This window comes from Ruegeria sp. G7 (assembly GCF_056535465.1).
In genome coordinates this window covers 2,942,581-2,965,504 of record NZ_JBQFIL010000001.1, presented here as the reverse complement: position 1 = coordinate 2,965,504, position 22,924 = coordinate 2,942,581, and the positions used below count along the sequence as shown (strand labels likewise).

The 22,924-nt window shown below is 59.1% G+C and carries 24 protein-coding genes; 11 read left to right on the top strand and 13 right to left on the bottom strand.

Annotated elements, in window-relative coordinates; genetic code table 11:
- Positions 1-58 precede the first annotated feature (58 nt).
- Genes pstC through phoB form a run of 5 tightly spaced genes read left to right on the top strand, consistent with a single transcriptional unit; the run spans position 59 to position 5,089 of the window.
- On the top strand, positions 59-1,531 hold the full coding sequence (gene pstC / locus ACR3EN_RS14925) for a phosphate ABC transporter permease subunit PstC (RefSeq protein WP_480822279.1): 1,473 nt from the start codon (positions 59-61) through the stop codon (positions 1,529-1,531).
- Entirely contained in the window at positions 1,528-2,859 is a 1,332-nt protein-coding gene (pstA, locus tag ACR3EN_RS14920) for a phosphate ABC transporter permease PstA (RefSeq protein ID WP_480822277.1), read from the top strand. Before pstC ends, pstA begins: the two co-directional genes overlap by 4 nt.
- A gap of 12 nt (positions 2,860-2,871) precedes the next feature.
- Positions 2,872-3,669 (top strand): phosphate ABC transporter ATP-binding protein PstB, encoded by a 798-nt coding sequence (gene pstB / locus ACR3EN_RS14915; protein ID WP_480822275.1) that lies wholly within the window; start codon positions 2,872-2,874, stop codon positions 3,667-3,669.
- Between the two features lie 16 nt (positions 3,670-3,685).
- Positions 3,686-4,387, top strand: a complete 702-nt coding sequence (phoU, locus tag ACR3EN_RS14910) for a phosphate signaling complex protein PhoU (protein ID WP_480822273.1) — start codon at positions 3,686-3,688, stop codon at positions 4,385-4,387.
- Between the two features lie 12 nt (positions 4,388-4,399).
- Positions 4,400-5,089, top strand: coding sequence for a phosphate regulon transcriptional regulator PhoB (gene phoB / locus ACR3EN_RS14905; protein ID WP_480822271.1), 690 nt, complete (start codon positions 4,400-4,402; stop codon positions 5,087-5,089).
- Here the strand turns inward: phoB and ACR3EN_RS14900 are convergent.
- Entirely contained in the window at positions 5,086-5,997 is a 912-nt protein-coding gene (locus ACR3EN_RS14900) for a LysR family transcriptional regulator (RefSeq protein ID WP_480822269.1), read from the bottom strand. The genes phoB and ACR3EN_RS14900 overlap by 4 nt on opposite strands.
- A gap of 96 nt (positions 5,998-6,093) precedes the next feature.
- Here ACR3EN_RS14900 and ACR3EN_RS14895 point away from each other — a divergent pair, with 96 nt between their 5' ends.
- Both ACR3EN_RS14895 and ACR3EN_RS14890 read left to right on the top strand, forming a co-directional pair.
- Positions 6,094-7,323 carry an acyl-CoA dehydrogenase gene (locus tag ACR3EN_RS14895; RefSeq protein ID WP_480822267.1) on the top strand — a complete coding sequence of 410 codons (1,230 nt, stop codon included), beginning with the start codon at positions 6,094-6,096 and terminating at the stop codon, positions 7,321-7,323.
- 119 nt (positions 7,324-7,442) lie between these two features.
- Entirely contained in the window at positions 7,443-8,210 is a 768-nt protein-coding gene (locus ACR3EN_RS14890) for an SDR family oxidoreductase (protein ID WP_480822265.1), read from the top strand.
- Here the strand turns inward: ACR3EN_RS14890 and ACR3EN_RS14885 are convergent.
- From ACR3EN_RS14885 to ACR3EN_RS14870, 4 genes are read right to left on the bottom strand one after another with little or no spacing between them, the layout of a single operon-like run.
- Positions 8,207-9,073: an acyl-CoA thioesterase gene (locus ACR3EN_RS14885; RefSeq protein WP_480822263.1), complete on the bottom strand. Its 867-nt coding sequence runs from the start codon at positions 9,071-9,073 to the stop codon at positions 8,207-8,209. The two genes, ACR3EN_RS14890 and ACR3EN_RS14885, sit on opposite strands and share 4 nt — an antisense overlap.
- Positions 9,074-9,122: 49 nt before the next feature.
- Entirely contained in the window at positions 9,123-10,340 is a 1,218-nt protein-coding gene (locus ACR3EN_RS14880) for a serine hydrolase domain-containing protein (protein ID WP_480870771.1), read from the bottom strand.
- A 3-nt stretch (positions 10,341-10,343) separates the two neighbouring features.
- Entirely contained in the window at positions 10,344-11,372 is a 1,029-nt protein-coding gene (locus tag ACR3EN_RS14875) for a phosphotransferase family protein (RefSeq protein WP_480822259.1), read from the bottom strand.
- Positions 11,373-11,396: 24 nt separating this feature from the next.
- Positions 11,397-12,215 carry an SDR family NAD(P)-dependent oxidoreductase gene (locus ACR3EN_RS14870; protein WP_480822257.1) on the bottom strand — a complete coding sequence of 273 codons (819 nt, stop codon included), beginning with the start codon at positions 12,213-12,215 and terminating at the stop codon, positions 11,397-11,399.
- Positions 12,216-12,327: 112 nt separating this feature from the next.
- On the opposite strand from ACR3EN_RS14870, the gene ACR3EN_RS14865 reads away from it, so the two are divergent.
- From ACR3EN_RS14865 to ACR3EN_RS14855, 3 genes are all read left to right on the top strand, one after another.
- On the top strand, positions 12,328-13,329 hold the full coding sequence (locus tag ACR3EN_RS14865) for an NADPH:quinone oxidoreductase family protein (protein WP_480822255.1): 1,002 nt from the start codon (positions 12,328-12,330) through the stop codon (positions 13,327-13,329).
- Between the two features lie 130 nt (positions 13,330-13,459).
- A complete protein-coding gene (gene aroQ, locus ACR3EN_RS14860; RefSeq protein WP_480822253.1) occupies positions 13,460-13,909 on the top strand; it encodes a type II 3-dehydroquinate dehydratase in 450 nt (149 codons plus the stop codon).
- Positions 13,906-14,658: an autoinducer binding domain-containing protein gene (locus ACR3EN_RS14855; RefSeq protein WP_480822251.1), complete on the top strand. Its 753-nt coding sequence runs from the start codon at positions 13,906-13,908 to the stop codon at positions 14,656-14,658. The genes aroQ and ACR3EN_RS14855 overlap by 4 nt, the downstream gene beginning before the upstream one ends.
- A 373-nt stretch (positions 14,659-15,031) precedes the next feature.
- Here ACR3EN_RS14855 and tsf read toward each other — a convergent pair whose 3' ends face one another.
- The 5 genes from tsf to ACR3EN_RS14830 form a co-directional block, all read right to left on the bottom strand.
- Positions 15,032-15,907 carry a translation elongation factor Ts gene (gene tsf, locus ACR3EN_RS14850; RefSeq protein WP_480822249.1) on the bottom strand — a complete coding sequence of 292 codons (876 nt, stop codon included), beginning with the start codon at positions 15,905-15,907 and terminating at the stop codon, positions 15,032-15,034.
- Positions 15,908-15,983: 76 nt separating this feature from the next.
- Entirely contained in the window at positions 15,984-16,784 is an 801-nt protein-coding gene (gene rpsB / locus ACR3EN_RS14845; RefSeq protein ID WP_480822247.1) for a 30S ribosomal protein S2, read from the bottom strand.
- A gap of 168 nt (positions 16,785-16,952) precedes the next feature.
- The gene (gene olsA, locus ACR3EN_RS14840; RefSeq protein WP_480918435.1) at positions 16,953-17,804 is read right to left on the bottom strand and encodes a lyso-ornithine lipid O-acyltransferase; all 852 of its coding nucleotides are present in this window, start codon (positions 17,802-17,804) and stop codon (positions 16,953-16,955) included.
- Positions 17,794-18,549: an L-ornithine N(alpha)-acyltransferase gene (gene olsB / locus ACR3EN_RS14835; protein ID WP_480822425.1), complete on the bottom strand. Its 756-nt coding sequence runs from the start codon at positions 18,547-18,549 to the stop codon at positions 17,794-17,796. Before olsB ends, olsA begins: the two co-directional genes overlap by 11 nt.
- A gap of 105 nt (positions 18,550-18,654) precedes the next feature.
- The gene (locus tag ACR3EN_RS14830; protein WP_010440107.1) at positions 18,655-18,837 is read right to left on the bottom strand and encodes a DUF3553 domain-containing protein; all 183 of its coding nucleotides are present in this window, start codon (positions 18,835-18,837) and stop codon (positions 18,655-18,657) included.
- A gap of 43 nt (positions 18,838-18,880) precedes the next feature.
- Between ACR3EN_RS14830 and ACR3EN_RS14825 the strand changes: the two genes are divergently transcribed.
- Positions 18,881-19,477, top strand: coding sequence for a histidine phosphotransferase family protein (locus tag ACR3EN_RS14825; RefSeq protein WP_480822242.1), 597 nt, complete (start codon positions 18,881-18,883; stop codon positions 19,475-19,477).
- Here ACR3EN_RS14825 and ACR3EN_RS14820 read toward each other — a convergent pair.
- Genes ACR3EN_RS14820 through obgE form a run of 3 tightly spaced genes read right to left on the bottom strand, consistent with a single transcriptional unit; the run spans position 19,474 to position 22,904 of the window.
- Positions 19,474-20,736 (bottom strand): glutamate-5-semialdehyde dehydrogenase, encoded by a 1,263-nt coding sequence (locus tag ACR3EN_RS14820; protein WP_480822240.1) that lies wholly within the window; start codon positions 20,734-20,736, stop codon positions 19,474-19,476. The genes ACR3EN_RS14825 and ACR3EN_RS14820 overlap by 4 nt on opposite strands.
- 39 nt (positions 20,737-20,775) lie before the next feature.
- Complete coding sequence (gene proB, locus ACR3EN_RS14815) at positions 20,776-21,882, bottom strand: glutamate 5-kinase (RefSeq protein WP_480822238.1); 1,107 nt, start codon at positions 21,880-21,882, stop codon at positions 20,776-20,778.
- On the bottom strand, positions 21,870-22,904 hold the full coding sequence (gene obgE / locus ACR3EN_RS14810; protein ID WP_480822236.1) for a GTPase ObgE: 1,035 nt from the start codon (positions 22,902-22,904) through the stop codon (positions 21,870-21,872). Before obgE ends, proB begins: the two co-directional genes overlap by 13 nt.
- Between the last annotated feature and the right edge of the window lie 20 nt (positions 22,905-22,924).

Below are 22,924 nucleotides of genomic sequence, written 5' to 3'. Positions count from 1 at the left end.
TGGCGGTTTCGTCACCCCCGTTTTTTCCCAAATCCCGATCAAGACCTGTGGGGGCGCCATGCCGATTCTTTGGCTCATACTGATCGTGCTTGCGATCGCGGCAATCGGCTATGTACTGGGGCGGACACGCGCCCTTCAGAGCGCCGGAGGCGACAGCCGCAATCTGCATTCCCTGCCATCTTTTTATGGCGCGAACGTTGCGCTGAAAACAATCGTACCGGCCTTTGGTCTGCTGATCATCTGGCTGCTGGTGCAGCCACTTGTGGTAAATTCTCAGGTTTCGGGAATGATCCCCGAAACCGCGGTGAAAGAAGGGTCCTCGCTCAGCCTTGTTATGGCCGAGGTGCGTCGGACCGCGGCGGGTCTGGACAATGCGGTGGCAAGTGGTGCCATCACCGATGATATGGCCCGAAATGCACGGGCTGACGTTACCGATATGACCACGCGGCTTAAAGATGCCGGACAGGTTGTAACCTCTAGCATCACCCAACCTGTCCTGCGCGCCGCACAAAGCTATCGGGTTATGAACGCCACCGGCTATTCGATTATGTCGATTGCCGTTATTGTGGTTGCCCTGCTCGGTGCTGCATTCAGCTGGTTTCAGACGCATTTGGATTACCGCGCCCGCAACGTGGTCGAACAGGGCATTCGCGTGCTGCTGCTGGCGGCGGCGTCGGTTGCGGTTCTGACCACGGTCGGGATCGTGCTGTCCCTTGTGTTCAACACCTGGGAATTCTTCAAGCTATATCCCGCGACGGATTTCTTCTTTGGAACCACCTGGGCGCCCAGCTTCTCGGGCCGTGGTGGTGCCTCGGACCTGGGTATCATACCGCTGCTTTGGGGCACTTTCTACATTTCTCTGGTCGCATTGCTGGTCGCCGTACCCATCGGTTTGTTTGCAGCAATCTATCTCAGTGAATATGCGTCACCTCGCGTGCGCTCGTTTGCCAAGCCGCTTCTGGAAGTGCTCGCCGGTATCCCGACCATCGTCTACGGCCTTTTTGCGCTGCTGACGGTCGGACCGCTGCTGCTGAGCGTTTTCGGCGACAATGGGCTGGGGTGGATGAAAGCCGGTACCGCGGTGATGACCGCCGGGCTGGTCATGGGGATCATGCTGATCCCGTTTGTATCTTCTCTGTCCGATGACATTATCAATGCCGTGCCGCAGGCGATGCGCGACGGATCTTACGGGCTGGGTGCCACGCAGTCCGAGACTATCCGTCAGGTGGTTCTGCCAGCCGCCTTGCCCGGGATCGTCGGGGCGATTCTGCTGGCGGCATCGCGCGCCATCGGCGAGACGATGATCGTGGTTCTGGGGGCGGGGGCCGCAGCGCGCCTTGACCTAAACCCGTTCGAGGCCATGACCACTGTGACCGCCAAGATCGTCAGCCAGCTGACGGGTGACGCAGATTTCGCCTCACCCGAAGCGCTTGTCGCCTTCGCGCTTGGCATGACCCTGTTCGTCCTCACGCTGGGGCTGAACGTCTTCGCCCTTTATATCGTGCGCAAGTATCGGGAGCAGTACGAATGACCGACGCCAGCATGCAAAGCCCCGAATCCGGTCGCCATGCGATCTCGCTAACCGCAACGGATGCGCGCACCAAGAAACGCGCTGCCGCCGAAAAGCGCTTTCGCGCCTATGGGATCGTGGCCATCGCGACGGGCCTGTTCTTTCTGATCGTGCTCTTTGCCTCGATCCTGTCCCAAGGGATACCGGCCTTCCAGCGCACGGTCGTCAGCGTGGAGTTCACCCTGACGCCCGCGCAGCGCGATGAGGCTGAAGGGACGCTGTTCAAGACCAAGGCCTATTCCGATCTGTTTATTTCCGCGCTGAACAAAGAACTCGCCGAAAGCGGCATCAGCGTCGATTTCGACGAGGCCGCGATCGAGCGTCTGCTGGGCAAGGTGGGCGGAACAATCCGTACATTCTATGCCGATAATCCAAGCGCGCTGGGTGAGCCGATCATGTTCGATCTGGCGGCCTCAAGCCGGGTAGACGGGTACTTCAAGGGCCGCGTGTCGCGGGATACGTTGCAAGACAGCCGTTTCCTGCAGCTGAGCGATCTGGATCTGGTCGATGCGCTGAAAGAGGCCGGTATCATCAAACAAGCCTTTAACTGGCCCTTCATCACCGGCGCGGACTCGGGGGTGGACAACCCCGGTGGCGCGGGCATTGGGGCCTCGGTCGTCGGCTCGTTTTTCATGATGCTGGTGGTGCTGGCGCTTTCGCTGCCCATCGGTGTGGCCGCGTCGATCTATCTTGAGGAATTCGCGCCGCAGAACCGCTTCACCGACCTGATTGAGGTGAACATCTCGAACCTTGCTGCGGTTCCGTCCATCGTGTTCGGTATCCTTGGTCTGGCGGTGTTCATCCAGTTCATGCACCTGCCGCAATCGGCCCCGCTGGTCGGTGGTCTGGTGCTGACGCTGATGACGTTGCCGACGATCATCATCTCGACCCGCGCTTCGCTGAAAGCCGTGCCACCATCGATCCGGGACGCGGCGCTGGGGGTAGGGGCCTCGAAAATGCAGGCTGTGTTCCATCATGTTCTGCCGCTGGCCGCGCCCGGTATCCTGACCGGAACGATCATTGGTCTGGCGCAGGCGCTGGGGGAAACCGCACCGCTGTTGCTGATCGGGATGGTTGGCTTTGTCGCCCGTGGCTATCCCGATGGCTTCCTTGCTGGTTTCACCGAGCCGAACTCGGCGATGCCAGCACAGATTTACACTTGGGCCGCACGTGCCGACGTCGGCTTTTATGAGAAAGCCTGGGGCGGCATTATCATCCTTTTGATGTTCCTGCTGACCATGAATATCATCGCTATCATCCTGCGCCGCCGCTTTGAACGCCGCTGGTAAATGGAGGCCAACATGAACGACATGACACGAGTGGAGAGAGCCGTGGACTCCAAAGACATCAAGATCAACGCCAAAGGGGTTCAGGTCTATTACGGCGATACCCACGCCATCAAGGACGTTGACGTCGAAATCGAAGACAAGACCGTCACCGCGTTTATCGGCCCCTCGGGCTGTGGGAAGTCGACCTTTCTGCGCTGCCTGAACCGGATGAACGACACCATCGATATCTGCCGGGTGCAGGGTGACATTCTGCTGGACGGCGAAGACATCTATGACAAGCGCGTCGACCCGGTGCAGCTGCGCGCCAAGGTGGGTATGGTGTTTCAGAAACCCAACCCGTTTCCCAAGTCGATCTACGATAATGTGGCCTACGGCCCGCGAATCCACGGGCTTGCAAAGAACAAGGCGGAACTGGACGAGATCGTGGAAAAATCCCTGCGCCGTGGCGCGATCTGGGATGAGGTCAAGGACCGTCTGGATGCGCCCGGCACCGGCCTTTCGGGCGGTCAGCAGCAGCGTCTATGCATCGCCCGCGCCGTGGCGACCGAGCCCGAGGTTCTGCTGATGGACGAACCGTGCTCGGCGCTTGATCCGATTGCAACCGCGCAGGTTGAAGAGCTGATTGACGAGCTGCGCTCGCGCTATTCGGTGGTGATTGTGACGCATTCGATGCAGCAGGCTGCGCGGGTCAGTCAAAAGACGGCGTTCTTCCATCTGGGTAACTTGGTTGAGTTTGGTGAAACCGGGCAGATCTTCACGAACCCCGAAGACCCCCGGACCGAAAGCTATATCACCGGCCGGATCGGCTGAGCACAGGAATACTGCAATGAGCGAACAACATATTGCATCGGTTTTCGACCGGGATCTCGAGGCCATTCAGGCGCATATCATGAAGATGGGCGGTTTGGTCGAGGCCGCCATCATGGGGGCCGCGCGGTCGCTGGAAACCCGTGACGAGGAACTGGCGAAAGAGGTGCGTCAGGGCGACAAGGCCATTGACGCTCTGGAAGAGGTGATCGACGAAGAAACCGCGCGTCTGATCGCGCTGCGGGCGCCAACGGCAGGCGATTTGCGTCTGGTGTTGTCGGTTCTGAAAGTGTCGGGCAACCTTGAACGGATTGGCGATTACGCCAAGAACATCGCCAAACGGACCACGGTTCTGGTCAATGCCGGTGAAATCAACGGCAGCGCTGCTGCCCTGCGCCGGATGGCGCGTGAGGTCGAGCTGATGCTGCGCGACGCGCTGGACGCTTATATCCAGCGCGATGCCGAACTGGCAGAGGATGTGATCGAACGCGATCTCGAGGTGGACCAGATGTATAATGGCCTGTTTCGCGAGTTCCTGACATTTATGGCAGAGGATCCGCGCAACATCTCGTCCTGCATGCATTTGCATTTCATCGCCAAGAACATCGAACGCATGGGTGATCACGTCACCGCCATCGCCGAGCAGGTCGTCTATCTGGTCACTGGCGAGCGCCCCTCAGAGGCGCGCCCCAAGGCCGACAACACCTCGCAAACGATCTAGGAGGCCGACATCATGTCTGCTGAGCAACCGACGGTGCTGGTGGTTGAGGACGAATTGGCTCAGCGAGAGGTGCTGGCCTATAATCTGGACGCCGAGGGTTTTCGCGTCACGCGCGCCGAAAATGGTGAAGAGGCGTTGCTGCTGGTTGAAGAAGACCGCCCGGATATCATCGTCCTGGACTGGATGATGCCAAACCTCAGCGGGATCGAGGTCTGCCGCCGCCTTAAGACGCGGCCAGATACCCGCTCGATCCCGATCATCATGTTGTCGGCGCGCTCCGAAGAGGTCGACAAGGTGCGGGGTCTGGAAACCGGCGCGGATGACTATGTGGTCAAGCCGTATTCGGTGGTTGAACTGATGGCCCGCGTGCGGACGCAACTGCGCCGGGTGCGCCCGGCGACGGTGGGCCTCCGTCTGGAATTCGATGACATCATCCTTGATTCCGAGACCCATAAAGTGAGCCGGGACAACAAGCCGCTGAAGCTCGGCCCGACCGAGTTCCGCCTGCTCAGCACCTTCATGGAAAAACCGGGCCGGGTCTGGAGCCGTGAGCAGTTGCTGGATCGGGTCTGGGGCCGCGATATCTATGTCGATACCCGTACCGTGGACGTCCACATCGGCCGCTTGCGCAAGGCTCTGACCCAGCATGGCGGCGAAGACCCGGTGCGCACGGTGCGCGGGGCAGGGTACGCTTTGGGCTAACGCGGCAACGCTTCGTCGGTCTGGGCCTGAGAGGCGAGCCAATGTCGGAACTGACGCAACGACTCGTCGTTTGATTTGTCATGAGGCCAAACCAGATAATAGGCGCCGATCGTCTCGATGGCGTCCGGAAAGGCCGCGACCAGCTTGCCGGTGGCCAGGTCCTGTTCGATCAAATAATTCGGCAGCAGTGCCACGCCCAGGCCATGCAGCGCGGCCTGGTTTATTGTGTTGAACTGATCATGCACCGTGCCGGGCAGCGGGTGCGGCGGCGTGACTCCCATCTGTCGAAACCAGTCCTGCCAGGCCTGCGGACGCGTCTGGATATGCAGCAATGGCAATTTCAGCAAATCGCCAGGAGATGACGGCGCCCCCTGCGGCAACAATTCGGGCGCGCAGACCGGCAGCACGCGTTCCATCCTAAGCAGCAACCGATCCGTACCCGGCCAATCGGGTTCGCCGAAATGTAGCGCAGCATCAAAAGGTTCTGATGCAAAGTTGAACGGCCTCAGCCGTGTGGTCATATTGATGGTGATATCGGGATGCAAACGCGCGAAGTCCGGCAGGCGCGGCACCAGCCAGCGCATCCCGAAGGTGGGCAGGATGGCAAGGTTCAAGGTCCCACCAACCGGTGAGACATGCAGTTTCAGCGCCGCCTGCGCGATTTGCGCCAAAGCAGGCCGAATTTCCTGTACATAATCCCGTCCAGCCTTGGTCAGCGATAACCGCTTTCTGTCACGGCTGACGAGCTCTGCGCCCAGATGGGCCTCAAGCGTTTGCAACTGCCGGCTGACCGCGCTCTGCGTCAATGCCATTTCATCGGCAACCGCCGAGGCTGACCCCAGCCGGTCCAGCGCCTCTAGGGCGCGCAGGGCGGAAATCGGGGGCAGGATAGGGCGGCGCATGCTCATCTATGCGTTTTACTCATGGAAATGTGCAAATGTCTCGCTGTTTTTTGCGTAAATATCAGATTATGCTGCGCGCGACACCATATTCGGAGACACAGTATGAACGCGCCAGAGACCAAACCTGTTCTGCGGGCCAAAGACGCGCCTGAACTGGGCAACTTCACTTGGGATGATCCGTTTCGCCTGGCCGACCAACTGGAAGAAGAGGAACGCCTGATCGCCGACAGCGCCCGTGCTTATGCTCAGGAAAAACTGCAGCCGCGTGTTACGCAGGCGTTCCAGAATGAGGAAACCGACCCGGAAATCTTCCGTGAAATGGGCGAAATGGGCCTGTTGGGAACGACAATCCCCGAGGAATACGGCGGCATCGGCGCGGGATACGTAAGCTATGGCTTGGTCGCGCGCGAGGTTGAGCGCGTGGATTCCGGCTATCGCTCGATGATGTCCGTTCAAAGCTCGCTGGTGATGTATCCGATCTATGCTTATGGCAGCGAAGAACAACGCCGCAAATATTTGCCGAAACTGGCGAGCGGTGAATGGATCGGTTGTTTTGGCCTGACCGAGCCGGATGCCGGTTCGGACCCCGCCGCGATGAAAACCCGGGCCGAGAAGATCGATGGCGGCTATCGTCTGACCGGGACCAAGATGTGGATCTCGAACGCTCCGATCGCCGATGTGTTTGTTGTCTGGGCGAAGTCGGATGCCCATGACGGCAAAATCCGCGGCTTTGTTCTGGACAAAGGCATCAAAGGCCTGAGCGCGCCGAAAATCGAGAACAAACTGAGCCTTCGGGCCTCAATCACCGGCGAGATCGTTATGGATGGGGTAGAGGTCGGTGAAGAGGCGCTGTTGCCTTATGTTCAGGGCCTGAAAGGACCGTTCGGCTGTCTGAACCGCGCACGCTATGGCATTAGCTGGGGCGTCATGGGTGCCGCCGAGGCCTGCTGGCACGGCGCGCGGCAATACGGTCTGGACCGCAAACAGTTCAATCGACCTCTGGCGCAGACACAGCTGTTCCAGCGTAAACTGGCCGAGATGCAGACGGAAATCGCTCTGGGTCTGCAGGCCAGCCTGCGTGTCGGACGTCTGATGGATCAGGCTGAAGCTGCGCCCGAGATGATCTCGATCATCAAACGCAACAATTGCGGCAAGGCTTTGGACATCGCGCGTATGTCACGGGACATGCACGGCGGCAACGGTATCTCGCTGGAATTCCAAGTGGTGCGCCACATGATCAATCTGGAAACGGTGAACACTTATGAGGGGACGCATGACGTGCACGCGCTGATCCTGGGGCGGGCACAGACTGGGTTGCAGGCGTTTTATTGAAGCATTCTATAAAACGTATAATCATGATTATGTAAAATCAGAACCACCGTTAGGACATCTGCACTAGCGGTGGTTTTTCAACCTGTTACGCTGCATTCTGGACATGAGCTGAGACAGAGATGCATCTGAAAGATAAGACAGTTGTCGTCACCGGCGCTGCCGGCGGAATTGGCAAAGGGCTTGCCGAGCGTTTTGCCGAAGAAGGTGCGCGTATCGTTTGCGCGGATATCGATTTGGCCGGCGCGCAGTGCGTTGCGGGGCAAATCGACGGCCATGCAATCCGCTGTGATGTTGCGGTTGAAGACGATATCCGCGACCTGATCGAAACTGTCGAAGACACCATCGCGCCGATAGACCTGTTTTGTGCGAATGCTGGTATCCTGACACTTGGCGGGCTTGATGTTGCTGACGCTGAATGGGATCGTATCTGGCAGATCAACGTCATGTCGCATGTCTGGACCGCGCGCCATTTGATACCGCGTATGATCGCACGTGGCGCCGGATATCTTATGGTGACCGCGTCGGCTGCCGGGCTGCTCAATCAACCGGGTGCCGCGCCTTATGGCGTGACGAAACATGCGGCCGTGGGGTTCGCCGAATGGCTGGCCTTGACCTACGCGCACAAAGGGATCAGGGTTTCGGTTCTTTGCCCTCAGGCGGTGCGCTCGGATATGACGCGCGGACATGAGAACTCGGTCGCGGCGATCGACGGTATGCTTGAGCCCGCCGCGGTGGCACAAACCTGCGTCGAGGCGCTGGCGGACGAACGGTTTCTTATTTTGCCGCATCCTCAGGTGCTGGACTATCTGCGTCTGAAGGCGGCTGACTACGACCGTTGGATTGAGGGGATGTCGAAGTTAAATCAAAAGTTTAGCAGAGAAATCTAACGTCTTTTTCGGCGTCTCAGCAAGCCTTCCTGTGCCACGGATGCAACCAAGGTACCGTCCTGCGCATAGATTGACCCTCGGTTGAAGCTGCGCCCCTGCCCCGTCCACGGTGATTCCATCGCATAGAGATGCCAATCCTGAAACCGCACCGGTGCATGGAACCAGATCGCGTGATCCAGACTGGCACCGTCAATCTCTCCGGTGAACCAGCTCAGGCCATGCGGTCGCATGCCGGAACTCAGCAAGCTCATGTCAGACGCATATGCCAACAGCAGGTGTTGTGTAACCCCATCGGCCTGCGCGGCGGCCTTCATGCGAAACCAGACATGGTTGCGGTCTTCCGCTTTTTCCGGTGAGAACAGGTCCAGCGGCGCAACATCCCGCACTTCAATCGGGCGCTCACGCAGAAGCTCGGTTCTGAGCGCGTCCGGTACCCGATCGAGGTATCGCTGTCGTAATTCGTCGCGTGAGGGGTGCGTTTCGGGCGCCTCAATTGCGGGCATTGGATGTTGGTGATCCCAACCGTCATCCTGTTTGTGAAACGAGGCTGAAAGGTTCAGGATTTGCTTTCCGTGTTGGATCGCGACAACCCGACGGGTGGTGAAAGACCCGCCATCCCGCGCGCGATCTACTTGATAAATAACCGGAATTGACGGATCACCGGGTCGGATGAAATAGGCATGCAAGGAATGACACAGCCTGTCGTCGACCGTTCTGTAGGCTGCGGCCAACGCCTGTGCGATCACCTGCCCGCCGAAGATGCGTGTGGGTGTTTCCCCGCCAGAGCCTGTGCCGCGAAACAGGTCAACCTCAAGCGTTTCGATGTCGAGTAGGTCAAGCAGAATGCGTTCGGCTTCGGTCATATGCGGGTCTCCGGTATGGTCGCATCTTCCGCTATCATCCGTGCTGGGATCATTCAACGAGGGCCCCATGCACCAGCGCCTTCAACTCGGCCCGCGAAGGGTATGAGCTGGACGGCGACAGCTGGGTAAAGAAAACCACCGAGAAATCGTGAACTGGGTCCACCCAGAAATAGGTCGAGGCCATGCCGCCCCAACCGAAATCACCGACCGAGCCCGGACACCGCAGGCGCGCCGGGTCAAGCACCACGGCCCCCCCGATACCAAACCCTGTACCCTCCATGGGTTGTTCGGCAAAGCTCTGCGGTCCCATTGATGCAATGTCGCCCGGCAAGTGATTGCGCATCATGAATTCTATGGTCTTTGGCCCCAGTATCCGCTGGTTTTTCCCGGCGCCCTTTTTGCGCAGCATCTCAGCGAAACGGCCGTAATCGTCAATCGTGCTGATCAACCCGCCACCGCCAGAAAAAGTGGTTGCGGCTTCAAACGGCGACTTGCCTGCACAGTCCACTAGGCGCAGTGTATCGCCCCCCGTTTTGGCTGTGTTCAACGCCATCGCATCGCCTTCCAGCGGAGTGTAGAGCGAGGCGAACCGATCCCCTGCCCCGTCCGGCACCGAAAAACCGGTTTCATGCATGCCCAGGGGCACGAATATATGTTCGGCCAGAAAACGGTCCAGCGGCTGTCCTGATGCGACCTCGATCACGCGACCGATCACGTCGATACCAACCGAGTACTCCCACCGCTGACCGGGCTGAAAAGCCGATGGCAACGTGGCCAGCAGCTTCACACGATCCGCAAGAGGGCCCTGCGCCGGTGAGAATATCAAATCCAGCTCATCCATCGCCTTGGGCAGCAACCCCGGATTAAACGGATAGCTCAGCCCGCTGGTATGAGTCAGCAACTGATGCAGGGTTGGCGTCGGCGCGGGCTCGGTCTGGTCCAGATGCGTGGCGTCCGCGATCAGGGCTTGCATCGATTGAAACTCGGGCAGGAACTCGGACACGGGCGCGTCGAGATGGAACATGCCCCGTTCGACCAACATCATAAGCGCGACCGAGGCCACGGGTTTGGTCATCGAGTAGATGCGTACGAGACTATCACGCTGAAACGGTAGGTTCTTTTCCAGACAGCGGCGGCCGCAGGAATGAAAGTACGCTTCTTTCCCCTCCTGCTGGATCAGCAAGCTGCTACCGGCGTATTTTCTCTCGTCCACATATCGCTGCATCCAGTCCTGAATGCGCGGCAGTGCTGTTGCGTCGAATGTCATAGCCTATTCCTCCAGCGCCGACAGGCCATGTTGCGCAAAGACCGGTACATAGGCACCGAAGGCGCGTGCCCGTGCGGGGTCTGACGCGTTGCCGTCCAGCGACCGTTTGTAGACCCCTTGAAGAATCGCCGCCATACGGAAGAAGTTGAAGGCAAGATAGAAGCCGAAATTGTCGATTCCCGGCAGGCTGCGTCGGCGACAATATTCGGCGATAAACGCTTGGTCAGACGGCAACCCGAGAGCGTCCCGATCCACCCCCGCCAGTCCGCGCCCTTCCTTGCCCGGTGGCAATTGCCACTGCATGATCACAGCCGCAAGATCCGCATAGGGGTGGCCAATGGTCGATAGCTCCCAATCCAGCAGGCCGACACAGGTCGTTCCATTGTTTTCGAACAGCATATTGTCGATACGATAGTCGCCGTGAACCAGTGTTCTCTGACCGTCATCTGCTGGAATCTGAAGTTCAAGCTTGTCAATCAAGCTGTTCATTTCACTTATGCTTTCGGTTTCCGACGCCAGATACTGCTTGGTCCAGCGCCCGATCTGCCGCTCGAAGTAGTTTCCCGGAGGGCCGAAATCTGACAAGCCTGCAGTGTCGATATCAACCATGTGCAGCTCGGCCAGAACGCGGTTCATCTCGTGCAATATGCCTGTGCGGGTGGCGTTGTCCTCGCCTTTCATGACGGGGTCTAAGAACGAACGCCCGTCCAGATGTTCCATCACATAAAAGGCCGAGCCGATGATATCCTCGTCTTCGCACAGCAAGTGCATACGCGGCACTGGTACCTTGGAACGGGTCAGAGCGTTTTGAACGCGGAATTCTCTGTCCACCGCATGAGCAGACTTCAGCAAGACGCCCGCTGGCTTGCGCCGAAGAACATAGGTCTTGGTTGGCGTTCGCAGCAGATAGGTTGGGTTTGATTGACCCACCGTGAATTTTTCTGCTTCAAGCGGGCCCTGATAGCCGGGGAGATGTTGTTTAAGATAGGCATCTACTGCATTAATATTAAGTCTGTTTTGTTGATCACTCATCCCAAGCCCAAACGTTTGAAACCGCTATAGCGCGTCGGCAAATATGTTGCCGCCGCTTTGCACATTGATCCCACCTGAAACAGGCAGGACCGCCCCGGTCACATAGCTGCCGCCGCGCCCACAGAGAAACAGCACGCAGCCACCGATATCTTCGGCGCGCCCTACGCGGCCCAGCGGGACGGATTTGCCGACACGTTCGCGCTTGTCGACATCTTCGGTGGCGAATGCCGTCATGCGCGACACAAACGGCCCCGGTGCAAGCGCATTCACCGTGACGCGGTAGGGTGCAAGCTCTTTGGCCATGATTTTGGACAAATGGATCACAGCCGCCTTTGAGGCAGAATAGCTGTAAGCGCCGTCCCCCATTGGTGTTTCCCCCATTACCGAGCCCACGTTGATCACACGCGCCGGATCGTCGTCCGAGGCGGATTTTATCAGCAGTGGCAGCAGTTTTTGGGTCAGATCGAAAATTCCCGCGACATTGACTGACATCACCTTGTCCCATGCCGCATACGGGAACTGGCCCATTGGTGCGCCCCAAGTCACGCCTGCATTATTCATCAGGATTTCAAGTGTTTCCACGCGGCCCTTCACTTCGGACACCAGCGCATCTATGCCGTCTTCACTGCCGATGTCTGCGGCGAACCCTTCGGCGGATCCCGGCGCATTCAATGCGTTTAACTCTGCCGCAACATCTGCGCATGCATCGCCCTTGCGCGAGGCGATCAGCACATGCGCACCGGCACGCACCAGGGCTTCTGCGGCCATCCGGCCGATGCCCGTCGCGCCGCCCGTGACCAGCGCGGTTTTGCCATCCAATGAAAACAATGCTTCAGGCGTCATGAGCTCTCCTTTGCCCGGATACCGTTACGGAAGGTGGAACGTCATCTTCTTGACAACCCCCGCCTGTAATCCAACGATTTCAGGACCACCGAAGCAAGGGGCAACAGAAAACATGCAGACATTACTCAGCGTCACAGCAGGCGGCCCTGAAACCCTTGAACTGCGCACCCTGCCCGATCCGGCGCCCGCTCGGGGTGAATTGCTGATCCGCGTGCATGCGGCTGGTGTGAATTTTCCCGACACCCTGATCATACGCGATCTGTACCAGATGAAGCCACCGCGCCCGTTTGCGCCCGGCGGAGAGATTTCCGGTGAAGTGATTGGGGTTGGCGATGGTGTAAAGGGCTTCGCGCCGGGCGATCGGATTCTGGCGCTTACCGGACATGGGGGGTTCTCGACCCACTTGACGATCAAGGCCGCGACTGCGGTGAAAATCCCTGATGCCATGCCATTCGATGATGCGGCCTGTTTTGTTTTTACCTACGGCACCTCTTATCATGCGCTCAAAGATCGCGCGGCTTTGAAGGCCGGAGAGACGGTGCTGGTGTTGGGTGCCGCCGGTGGTGTTGGATCCGCTGCGATAGAGCTTGCCAAGGCGATGGGTGCACGCGTGATCGCGGCGGTGTCTTCTGCAGACAAGGCGGAGTTCTGCAAAGAGATCGGCGCGGATGAAACGCTGATCTATCCGCGCGACCCGGACCGGGATGCTCAGAAGGCGCTTTCGTCCGAGATCAAATCGTTGGCTGGGGGCGAAGGGGTGGATGTGGTTTATGACGCCGTGGGCGGAGCATATGCCGAACCCGCTTTGCGCAGCATGGCGTGGGAAGGTCGCTATCTTGTTGTTGGATTTCCGGCCGGTATCCCGAGCCTGCCGCTGAACCTGACCTTGCTGAAAGGCTGCCAGATCGTCGGTGTATTCTGGGGCGCTTCGGTGTTTCGCGATCCCAAGGGGCATGCCGAGAATCTTGCGCAACTCTTCGCGCTGTATGGTGCCCAGAAGATCGCACCACGGATCACCGCGCGGTTCCCGCTTGAGCGCGCGTCCGAGGCTCTGGCGGTCTTGGAGCAACGTTCGGTCCTTGGCAAAATCGTGGTTACGATGCCCAGTATGTGACCAAGTCACTTTTCAGAAATAAATCGTCTGCCAATATTCGGCAAAGCGGTTGTCCTGCCGGTATTGAGGTCGCTGGACGCCCACCCGTTTCGGGTTTATGAAAAAAAGGGAGATAGGGACAGTAAAAAAGATGCACAAAATTCTGGTTCTGAATGGCCCGAACCTCAATCTGTTGGGCACAAGGCAGCCTGAGGTCTATGGCCATACGACACTGAAAATGATCGAAGATCTGTGTGTCTCGCATGGTCAGATGCATGGGCTATCGGTCACGCATTTGCAGAGCAATCATGAAGGTGCGCTTATCGATGCGATCCACGGTGCCCGTGGGGTGCAGGATGGTATCGTTTTGAATGCCGGGGCATTTACCCATACCTCGGTCGCGTTGATGGATGCCATATCTTCGGCCCAGGTGCCCGTGGTCGAGGTGCATTTGTCCAATATCCACGCACGCGAAGCGTTTCGACATAAGTCCTACATCGCTCCGGTTGCGATCGGGCAGATTTGCGGCTTTGGGGCCCAGGGCTATGTGTTGGCACTGGACGCGCTTGCTGCCTTTCTTGCCGAAAGGGACACCGCATGAACCTCAGGGAATACCTCAACTTTCTGAGCTATACCAAGACCCTTGAGGAGCTGTGGGATGCACATTGCCGGCAGATGGCAGAGTATGGGTTTGACCGGTTGCTGTATGGCTATACGCAGTATCGCACGGCTACCTCGCTTGGGGATCCTGAGGATTTTGTGATTCTGACCAATCACTGCTCGGACTATCTGGAAGGTTTCATTCGATCCGGCCTTTATTTCCACGCACCGATGCTGAAATGGGCCTTGAATAATGAAGGCGCAGCCAGCTGGAGCATGATCCGCGATATGATGTCGAGCGGTGTGATGTCGGCGGAAGAGCTCAAGGTTTATGAATTCAACAAGTCTCGCGGGGTGACTGTCGGCTATACGGTCAGTTTCAACTCGGTCTCGATGCGGTCGAAGGGGGCGATCTCGCTTGCGGCGCACGAAGGAACGCAGGAAGAGTTGGACGAGGTCTGGAAAGAACACGGCGACGACATCCTACTGATGAACAATGTCGCGCATCTGAAGATCCTGACCCTGCCCTATAACGCACCCAATCGTGCGCTGACCAAACGCCAGCGCGAGGCGCTGCAGTGGGTCGGCGACGGCAAGACAACACAGGATATCGCGTTGTTGATGGGATTGACCTCGGCCACTGTCGAAAAACACCTGCGTCTGGCGCGCGAGGCTCTGTCGGTCGAGACCACCGCGCAGGCGGTGTTGAAAGCGGCGCTGCAGAATCAGATGTTTGTGATGGAAGCTTAACGCCGATTTGACGCTAACTTGCGTCAAATTGACCTAGGGTAAGGAAATCATGACTTCCAAATCCTCACGGGAAATTGCACATTAAAGAAGTTCCGTGAGTGGTGGCTTTAGCCAGGGAACGTTTTGGTCAGACCTTTGTGATACCAAAGCTCTCTGATCGCTCTGACTAAGGGGCGCCTATTCGTCCGCGTCGCTTTGTTGGAATTTTTGAGGGACCCTGTCCATCCCCATCATGCGGGGTCCCTCAATCCCCACCCTATCATATCAAGGTCCCTATCGCGCAGCGTGCAGCGCCAAGTAGTTGTTTGGCATGAAAAAAAACCCGGCTGCGCGCGGCAACCGGGTTCTTTTGTTTTTCAGTAACAGGTTGGCCTTAGCCTTGTGCGGCCTTGGCAACCTCGGCTGCGAAGTCTTCTTTTTCGACCACGATGCCTTCTCCAACTTCCATGCGAACAAAGCCGGTGATGGTTGCACCTGCTTCTTTCGCAGCGGCTTCCACGGTCAGGTCAGGGTTCACAACAAACTGCTGGTTCAGCAGAGTCGATTCGGCGACGAATTTCTTCATGCGGCCTTCGATCATCTTCTCGATCACCTGCTCCGGCTTGCCGGATTCGCGGGCGATGTCCATCTGAACCTGCTTTTCTTTCTCGACAACAGCTGGATCCATGTCGGCCTCGGACAGGGCCGCAGGGTTCACAGCTGCGATGTGCATTGCAACCTGCTTGCCGATCGCTTCGTCGCCGCCGGTCAGAGCAACCAGAACGCCGATCTTGCCCATGCCACTGGTGGCTGCGTTGTGGACATAAGACACAACCGTGTCACCCGACAGTTTCGACATGCGGCGTACCGACATATTCTCACCAATGGTGGCAATCTTGTCGGTCAGAGTGTCTGCAACGGTTTTGCCGCCCAGATCAGCGGCCAGCAGAGCGTCGATATCATCAACACCTTCCGCTGCGTATGTGATCTTGCCAACCATTTCCTGGAACTCAGCGTTCTTCGCAACGAAGTCGGTTTCCGAGTTCACCTCGACCGCAACACCGTTGCCGCCGTTGACGTGAACAGCAACCAGACCTTCTGCTGCGGTACGGCCCGATTTCTTGGCCGCTTTGGCCAGGCCTTTGGTACGCAGCCAGTCAACGGCCTCGTCCATGTTGCCGCCGGTTTCGGTCAGCGCTTTTTTCGCGTCCATCATGCCTGCGCCGGTCGAGTCGCGCAGTTCTTTCACCATTGCTGCTGTGATTGCCATCTCTTGGCTCTCCTCAATTCAAACGGATTTGGGGCAGGTCTACCCTGCCCCATATGTCAATTACGTGACGGGCAGCTTACGCTTCGGCTTTGGCTTCCGGCGCGGCTTCTTCTGCAGGTGCGTCTTCAGCAACCACTTCCTCAACCGGCGCTTCTTCGAAAGCACCCAGGTCAACGCCAGCAGCACCCATCTGAGCGGTCATACCGTCCAGAGCGGCACGTGCGGCCAGATCGCAGTACAGAGCGATTGCGCGGGCAGCGTCGTCGTTGCCAGGGATGATGTAGTCAACGCCGTCGGGCGAGCAGTTGGTGTCGACAACAGCCACAACCGGGATACCCAGTTTGTTGGCTTCGGCGATGGCCAATGCTTCTTTCTTGACGTCGATGACGAACAGCAGGTCAGGAACGCCGCCCATCTCGCGGATACCGCCCAGCGAAGCCTGCAGCTTCTGCTGGTCACGTTCCATGCCCAGACGCTCTTTCTTGGTCAGGCCCTCGGCGCCCGATTCCATTGCTTCGTCGATCTGGTTCAGACGGTTGATCGACTGGGAAACGGTTTTCCAGTTGGTCAACGTGCCGCCCAGCCAGCGGTGGTTCATGAAGTACTGGGCCGACTTTTCAGCCGCTTCCGCGATCGGCTGCGCCGCCTGACGCTTGGTACCAACGAACAGAACGCGGCCACCTTTAGCGACGGTGTCACGAACGGCCTGCAGCGCCTGATCCAGCATCGGAACAGTCTGGGTCAGGTCCATGATGTGGATACCATTGCGCGAGCCGTAGATGAACGGCGACATGCGGGGATTCCAACGCTGTGTCTGGTGACCAAAGTGAACGCCAGCTTCCAGCAGCTGACGCATGGTGAACTCGGGAAGAGCCATGCTTTACTTTCCTTTTCCGGTTTACGCCTCGGCGGGGGTGAAAGAAGCGGATGCTCCAACCGGCGGGCCGGATAAGGATTTCTCCCCTATACAGCCCAAACCCCGCCTGCGGGTTTGAATGGCGCGCGTATACGGCAGGTTTGACGACGGTGCAAGGGCCAATCGCCCTTATTTCTCAAGCCGCGCCAAGGAATGTGCGTGGCGCACCGCCTGTTCGCAATGGGCCGCCAGCGCCTTGCGGTTTTCAAAGTCACTGACCTTGGCCGGGGCGTGATAGATCAACTCGACCCACCCTTGCCTGCGCGCGCCCAGCGTCTTCAGCAAATGTGGCCCGAACTCCATATCGCCCCACCAGCCGTAAAAGCGATCCGGCTGTCCCCTCGGCGCATGGAAAACCGCCGAGACGGGCTGGACATACATGAGATCACGCAGCTCATCTGTGAAGAATGCGGCAAAAAGCGTTGTTTTAAATGGCAAAACGCGCAAGCCGTCGGTCGATGTGCCTTCGGGGAAAAACAGCAGCTTGTGTCCCGCTTTCAAGCGGGTCTCGAAAATCCGCGTCTGCTCGCGCGCCTTCTTGGGATTACGTTCGATAAACACAGTCCCCGTCGCACGCGCCAGCCAGCCGATCCCCGGCCATTTCGCCACTTCGGCTTTCGAGACGAAATACACACGCTTGCGCGCATTCAGCGCAAATATATCCAGCCACGAGGTATGGTTGGCCACGACAGCCCCGCGTTGCTGCATCAATTCTCCCGAAGTGCGAAAGCCGATCCCAAGGATTCGGAACGCATTGCGACAGACAAACTGAGTGATGAACGGCGTGACCGGGCGCTGCACCCCGAACAGAGGGCGCTCGATCAGGCGGATGGTCAACAGAATGATCAGCCCGCCAAAGACCAGAATGGCCAGCGGCACGCCGCGCAGAACCACCAGCAACCAGCCGGTCAGGCCCAGCGTGATCGGATCGGGCGCATCATCACTTTGCCACGAAGGGTCGGCCACCGGGTTACGTCCCACTATAGATGCGCCGCTGGCGCTCGTTCATGCGGGCGGTGTCGAGGATCAGGCACACATCAGTCGTGTTGAAGGCATGATCTATAAAGGCCCCCTCGCCCACGAAACCACCCAGCCGCAGATAGGCCTTGATCAGCGATGGCACCTGCACCATGGCCGCGCGCCGGTCCAGCGCATCCGGCTCCAGCAGGTCCATGGGTTCAAAAACGTCCGGCTGCGCACGTACTCTCAGATCGGGCGGGGCCAGATGGTTGTGATGCAGCATCGACAGCGGCTGCGCCAAGGCCTGCACGTCCGTGCCGTGAAAGCTGGCGACGCCAAACAGAACCTCGATCTTGCGCTCTGCGACATAGGCTGCCAGCCCGTTCCACAGGTGGTACATTGCGGTGCCGCCACGGTAATTCGGGTGCACGCAGGAACGGCCAAGTTCCAGCAACTTACGACCGCTTTGCTTCAGAACGGTCAGATCGTATTCGTCTTCGGAATAGAACTGCCCCACTTCAGTCGCCCGATCGCCGGGCAGCAACCGATAGACGCCGATCACTTCAGCCGTCGCGTCATCGCGCGCGATCATATGGTCGAAATAAGGATCGAACCGATCTATTTCGAGCCCGGCTTCGTGGTCCACCATCGCGCCGCCACCGCCCAGTTCGCGCACAAAGACATCGTACCGCAGCCGCTGAGCGGCGTGCAGTTCCGCCTCTGTCTCGACGAGTTTTACGGTGAATGAGCGGCCTGCGTCCGGCATCCAAACTGTGTCCATTGTTCCTGTTGCGCGCTGATAGCGCGTTTGCGCGGCGAAAGGCAACAAGCGCGCATTTCGCCCCGGTTGTTAACCATTCCTAAACCAGTTTCACGGATCAAAGACCGGCATCAGGGCTATGCGTGTCCCGTCGATCACCACTTTCCCCTGCTCGCGAAAGTTAACGGTGATCTTGCCGCCGATATTGGACTGCACCTGTCCAACGCCCCAATCGGGGAAATCGGGGTGGCGGACATACATGCCCGGTGCAAGAATGGCATTCAGATCTGTCATATCGGGGCTCCGGGTCCTGCGGCAGATGCAGCAGGAGGTACGCATGGGTGCAACAGACGTCAACCTGGCCGAGCTTATCGGGTCGCGAATCTGTCACGATCTGATCAGCCCGATCGGGGCCATCACCAACGGGCTTGAGCTGCTGGAAATGGTGGGCGCTGCGCAGGGTCCCGAGATGGAGTTGATCTCGGGCAGCGTCGGCAGCGCGGGTGCGCGCATCCGGTTCTTTCGCGTGGCCTTTGGCTCGGCCAGTGACCAGCCGTTGGGGCGGGCCGAGGTAAGCGAGCTTTTGCGCGACGTTGAGCGCGCGGGCCGGGTCCGGGTCAACTGGAACCTGACCGAGGCGGTGCCGCGCAATCAGGTCAAGCTGGCCTTTCTGGCGATGATGTGTTGCGAAAGCGCGATGCCTTTGGGCGGTGAGGTCGAGATCAGCGCACAAGGCGGCGGCTGGACCGTGACGGGCGTGGCCGACAGGCTGAACGTCGACAGCAACCTGTGGAAAGGCGTCGCGACCGGGCGTTTCAGTGAAAAACTCAGCCCGGCGCAGGTGCAGTTTGCGCTGCTGGCCGAAACAGCTGTAGCGATGGGCCGCAAGGTCGCGGCAGAAACCACCGCAACCCGCGTTACCCTGCGGTTTTAGGCGCGGGTCGTACCGTTGCCGCGCACCAGATATTTGAAACTGGTCAGCTGAGCGGCCCCGACCGGACCACGCGCATGCATCTTGCCGGTGGCTATGCCGATCTCGGCACCCATGCCGAACTCTCCGCCATCGGCGAACTGGGTTGAGGCGTTGTGCATCAGGATTGCGCTGTCGAGCCGTTCAAAGAACCGCGCGGCGGCAGCAGCATCTTCGGTCATGATGCAATCGGTGTGGTTGGAACCATATTTGCGAATATGGGCAATCGCGGCGTCGATATCGGCAACTGGCTTGGCGGCAATGATGCTGTCCAGAAACTCTTTGCCCCAGTCCTCGGCCGTGGCTGCAGTCGTTCCGTCGAGGGCCAGTACACCCTCGGCATGTACTTCAACACCAGCGGTCTGAAGCGAGGAGATCAGATCGCGGCCAAGGGTTTCGGCAACGTCCTGATGGATCAGCAGGCATTCCGCCGCACCACAGATACCTGTGCGCCGGGTCTTGGCGTTCAGCACCACGTCCAGCGTTTTCTGAGGGTCAGCGGCCTTGTCGACATAGATATGCACGATGCCTTCCAGATGCGCGAAAACCGGCACACGGGCTTCGCGCTGAACCAGCCCCACCAGACCTTTGCCGCCACGGGGGACGATGACGTCGACATAGTCGGTCATCGTCAGCAATTCCTGCACCGCCGCGCGATCACGGGTGGGCACCAGCTGGATGGAGTCCTCGGGCAGGTTGGCGGCCTTCAGCCCCTCAACCAGACAGGTATGGATCGCTGTTGAGGAATGAAAGCTCTCGGACCCGCCGCGCAGGATGACCGCATTGCCGGATTTCAGGCACAGCGCGCCCGCATCCGCGGTCACGTTGGGACGGCTTTCATAGATCACGCCGATCACACCCAGCGGCGTGCGAACACGCTGGATGTTCAGGCCCGAAGGCATATCCCATTCCGCGATGACCTCACCCACAGGATCGGCCTGATCGGCGACGGCGCGCAGCCCGTGGACCATGCCCTGAACACGCGCTTCATCCAGCATCAGGCGGTCCATCATCGCAGGGCTCAGGCCCTTCTCGCGCCCGAACTCGAGGTCTTTTTGGTTGGCCTCAATGATATCCGCACGGTTGTTCCAGACCGCGTCGGCAGCAGCGATCAGCGCCGCGCGTTTACGTTCGGCACTGGCAAAGGCAAGCTCGGCCGAGGCCGTTTTGGCGCGCGCACCAAGGTCGGCCATCATTGCGGGAATGTTGTCGAAATCCTTCATCTCATGCGCCTTTCGGTCTCAGTATATCAGGTCGCGCCCTCACAGCGCCAGATCGTCCCGGTGGATCAAGGCCGCGCGGCCCGGATAGCCCAGTGTCGCCTCGATCTCGGACGATTTCCGCCCTTTGATCGCGTCCGCCTCTTGCGCAGTATAGCGGCTGAGGCCTTGCGCCAGCCAGCGCGCCTGCGGGTCCAGAATGGCCACCGGATCGCCGCGGCCAAAATCACCCGTGACCTCGACTATCCCCGCGGGCAGCAGGCTTTTACCATTGGAAAGCGCCTTCGCTGCGCCATCATCGATCACAATTTCTCCACGCGGTTTCATTGCCGAGATCCAGCGTTTGCGAGCCGCATGCGGATCAAGTGTTGCCGTGAACCAAGTGCAATTCGCGCCGTTTTCAAGCATTTTCAGCGGGTTCAAAGGCGACCCTTCGGTGATCGCCATATCGCATCCCGCAGCCGTGGCCATCTTTGCCGCCAGCAGTTTGGTCTTCATCCCGCCCTTGGACAGCCCCGAGCCGGCATCGCCTGCCATCGCCTCGATCTCGGGCGTGATCTGTTCGATCACCTCGTACCGGGTGGCGGTTGCGTCCTCGTTGGGGTTGCCGGAATAGAACCCATCCACGTCGGACAACAGGATCAATTGATCCGCCCCAATGGTCACCGCGATCTGCGCCGCCAGCCTGTCATTGTCTCCATATCGGATCTCATCCGTGGCAACTGTATCGTTTTCGTTGACAATCGGAACAACGCCCAGCCCTAGCAGGGTTTCCAGCGTCGCTCGTGAGTTCAGATACCGTCGCCGATCTGCGCTGTCTTCCAGCGTCACCAACACCTGAGCGGTCTTGATCTGATGCGGGGTCAGCGCCTCTTCATAAGCGCGCGCCAGGCGGATTTGCCCGACCGCCGCGGCGGCCTGAGACTGTTCCAGCGGCAGGTTCTGCATTGGCAGGCCCAGCACACCGCGGCCCAAGGCGATTGAACCGGATGAGACCAGAACGACATCCGTTCCATGTTCTTTCAACCATGCCACATCCTGAGCCAGAGATTTCAGCCAGTCCGATCTGAGCAAACCCGTATCCCGGTCGACCAGCAAGGCCGAGCCGATCTTGACCACCAGTCGTTTGGCCGCGGTCAGGGTTGCCAAGGTGCGGCCTCCTCGGCGGGTTTCTGGCGCAGACGGTTTTCGTCGATCTGTGCCCGTAAGGCGCGCAGCACCTCGGTCACGCCCAGATGCGCAACGCCGGACATGGTCATGACGGGGCCGCTGACGGCTTCCTCAAGTTCGGTCTTGGCAAAATCTCGTTCTTCATCATCCAGCGCGTCGACCTTGTTCAAAACCGTGATGCGTGGCTTTTCCGCCAGTTCTCCGCCGTAGGCTTCGAGTTCATGGATGATAGTGCGATAGTCTTCGGCCACCGTGTCCGAGGTACCATCGACCAGATGCAGCAACACCGCACAGCGCTCAACGTGACCGAGGAACCGGTCTCCGATGCCGCGCCCTTCGTGCGCGCCTTCGATCAGGCCGGGAATGTCGGCCACGACGAATTCCACGTTGTCGACGCCGACGACGCCCAGATTTGGGTGCAGCGTGGTGAACGGATAGTCGGCGATCTTGGGTCGTGCATTCGACGTGGCCGCCAGAAAAGTCGACTTGCCCGCATTGGGCATACCCAGCAGACCCACATCCGCGATCAGTTTCAGCCGCAGCCAGATGGTGCGGTCGATCCCCGCCTGCCCGGGATTAGCGCGGCGTGGCGCCTGATTGGTGGCGGATTTGAAATGCAGGTTGCCGAAGCCACCGTTGCCGCCTTTGGCCAGCAACACCCGCTGGCCCACCTCGGTCAGGTCGCAGATGACGGTCTCTTCGTCTTCGTCCAGAATCTCGGTGCCCACCGGTACGCGCAGGATGATGTCGTCACCATCTTTGCCGGTGCGCTGCTGACCACGCCCGGGCTGGCCGTTCTTGGCAAAGAAATGCTGCTGATAGCGGAAGTCGATCAGGGTGTTCAGCCCGTCCACGACCTCAGCCCAGACGGACCCGCCTTTGCCACCGTCCCCGCCATCAGGGCCGCCGTATTCAATGTACTTTTCGCGTCGGAAGCTGACGCAGCCGCCACCGCCGGCCCCGGACCGGATGTAGACCTTTGCAAGATCGAGAAATTTCATGGTCTGTCCCCTACTGCAAA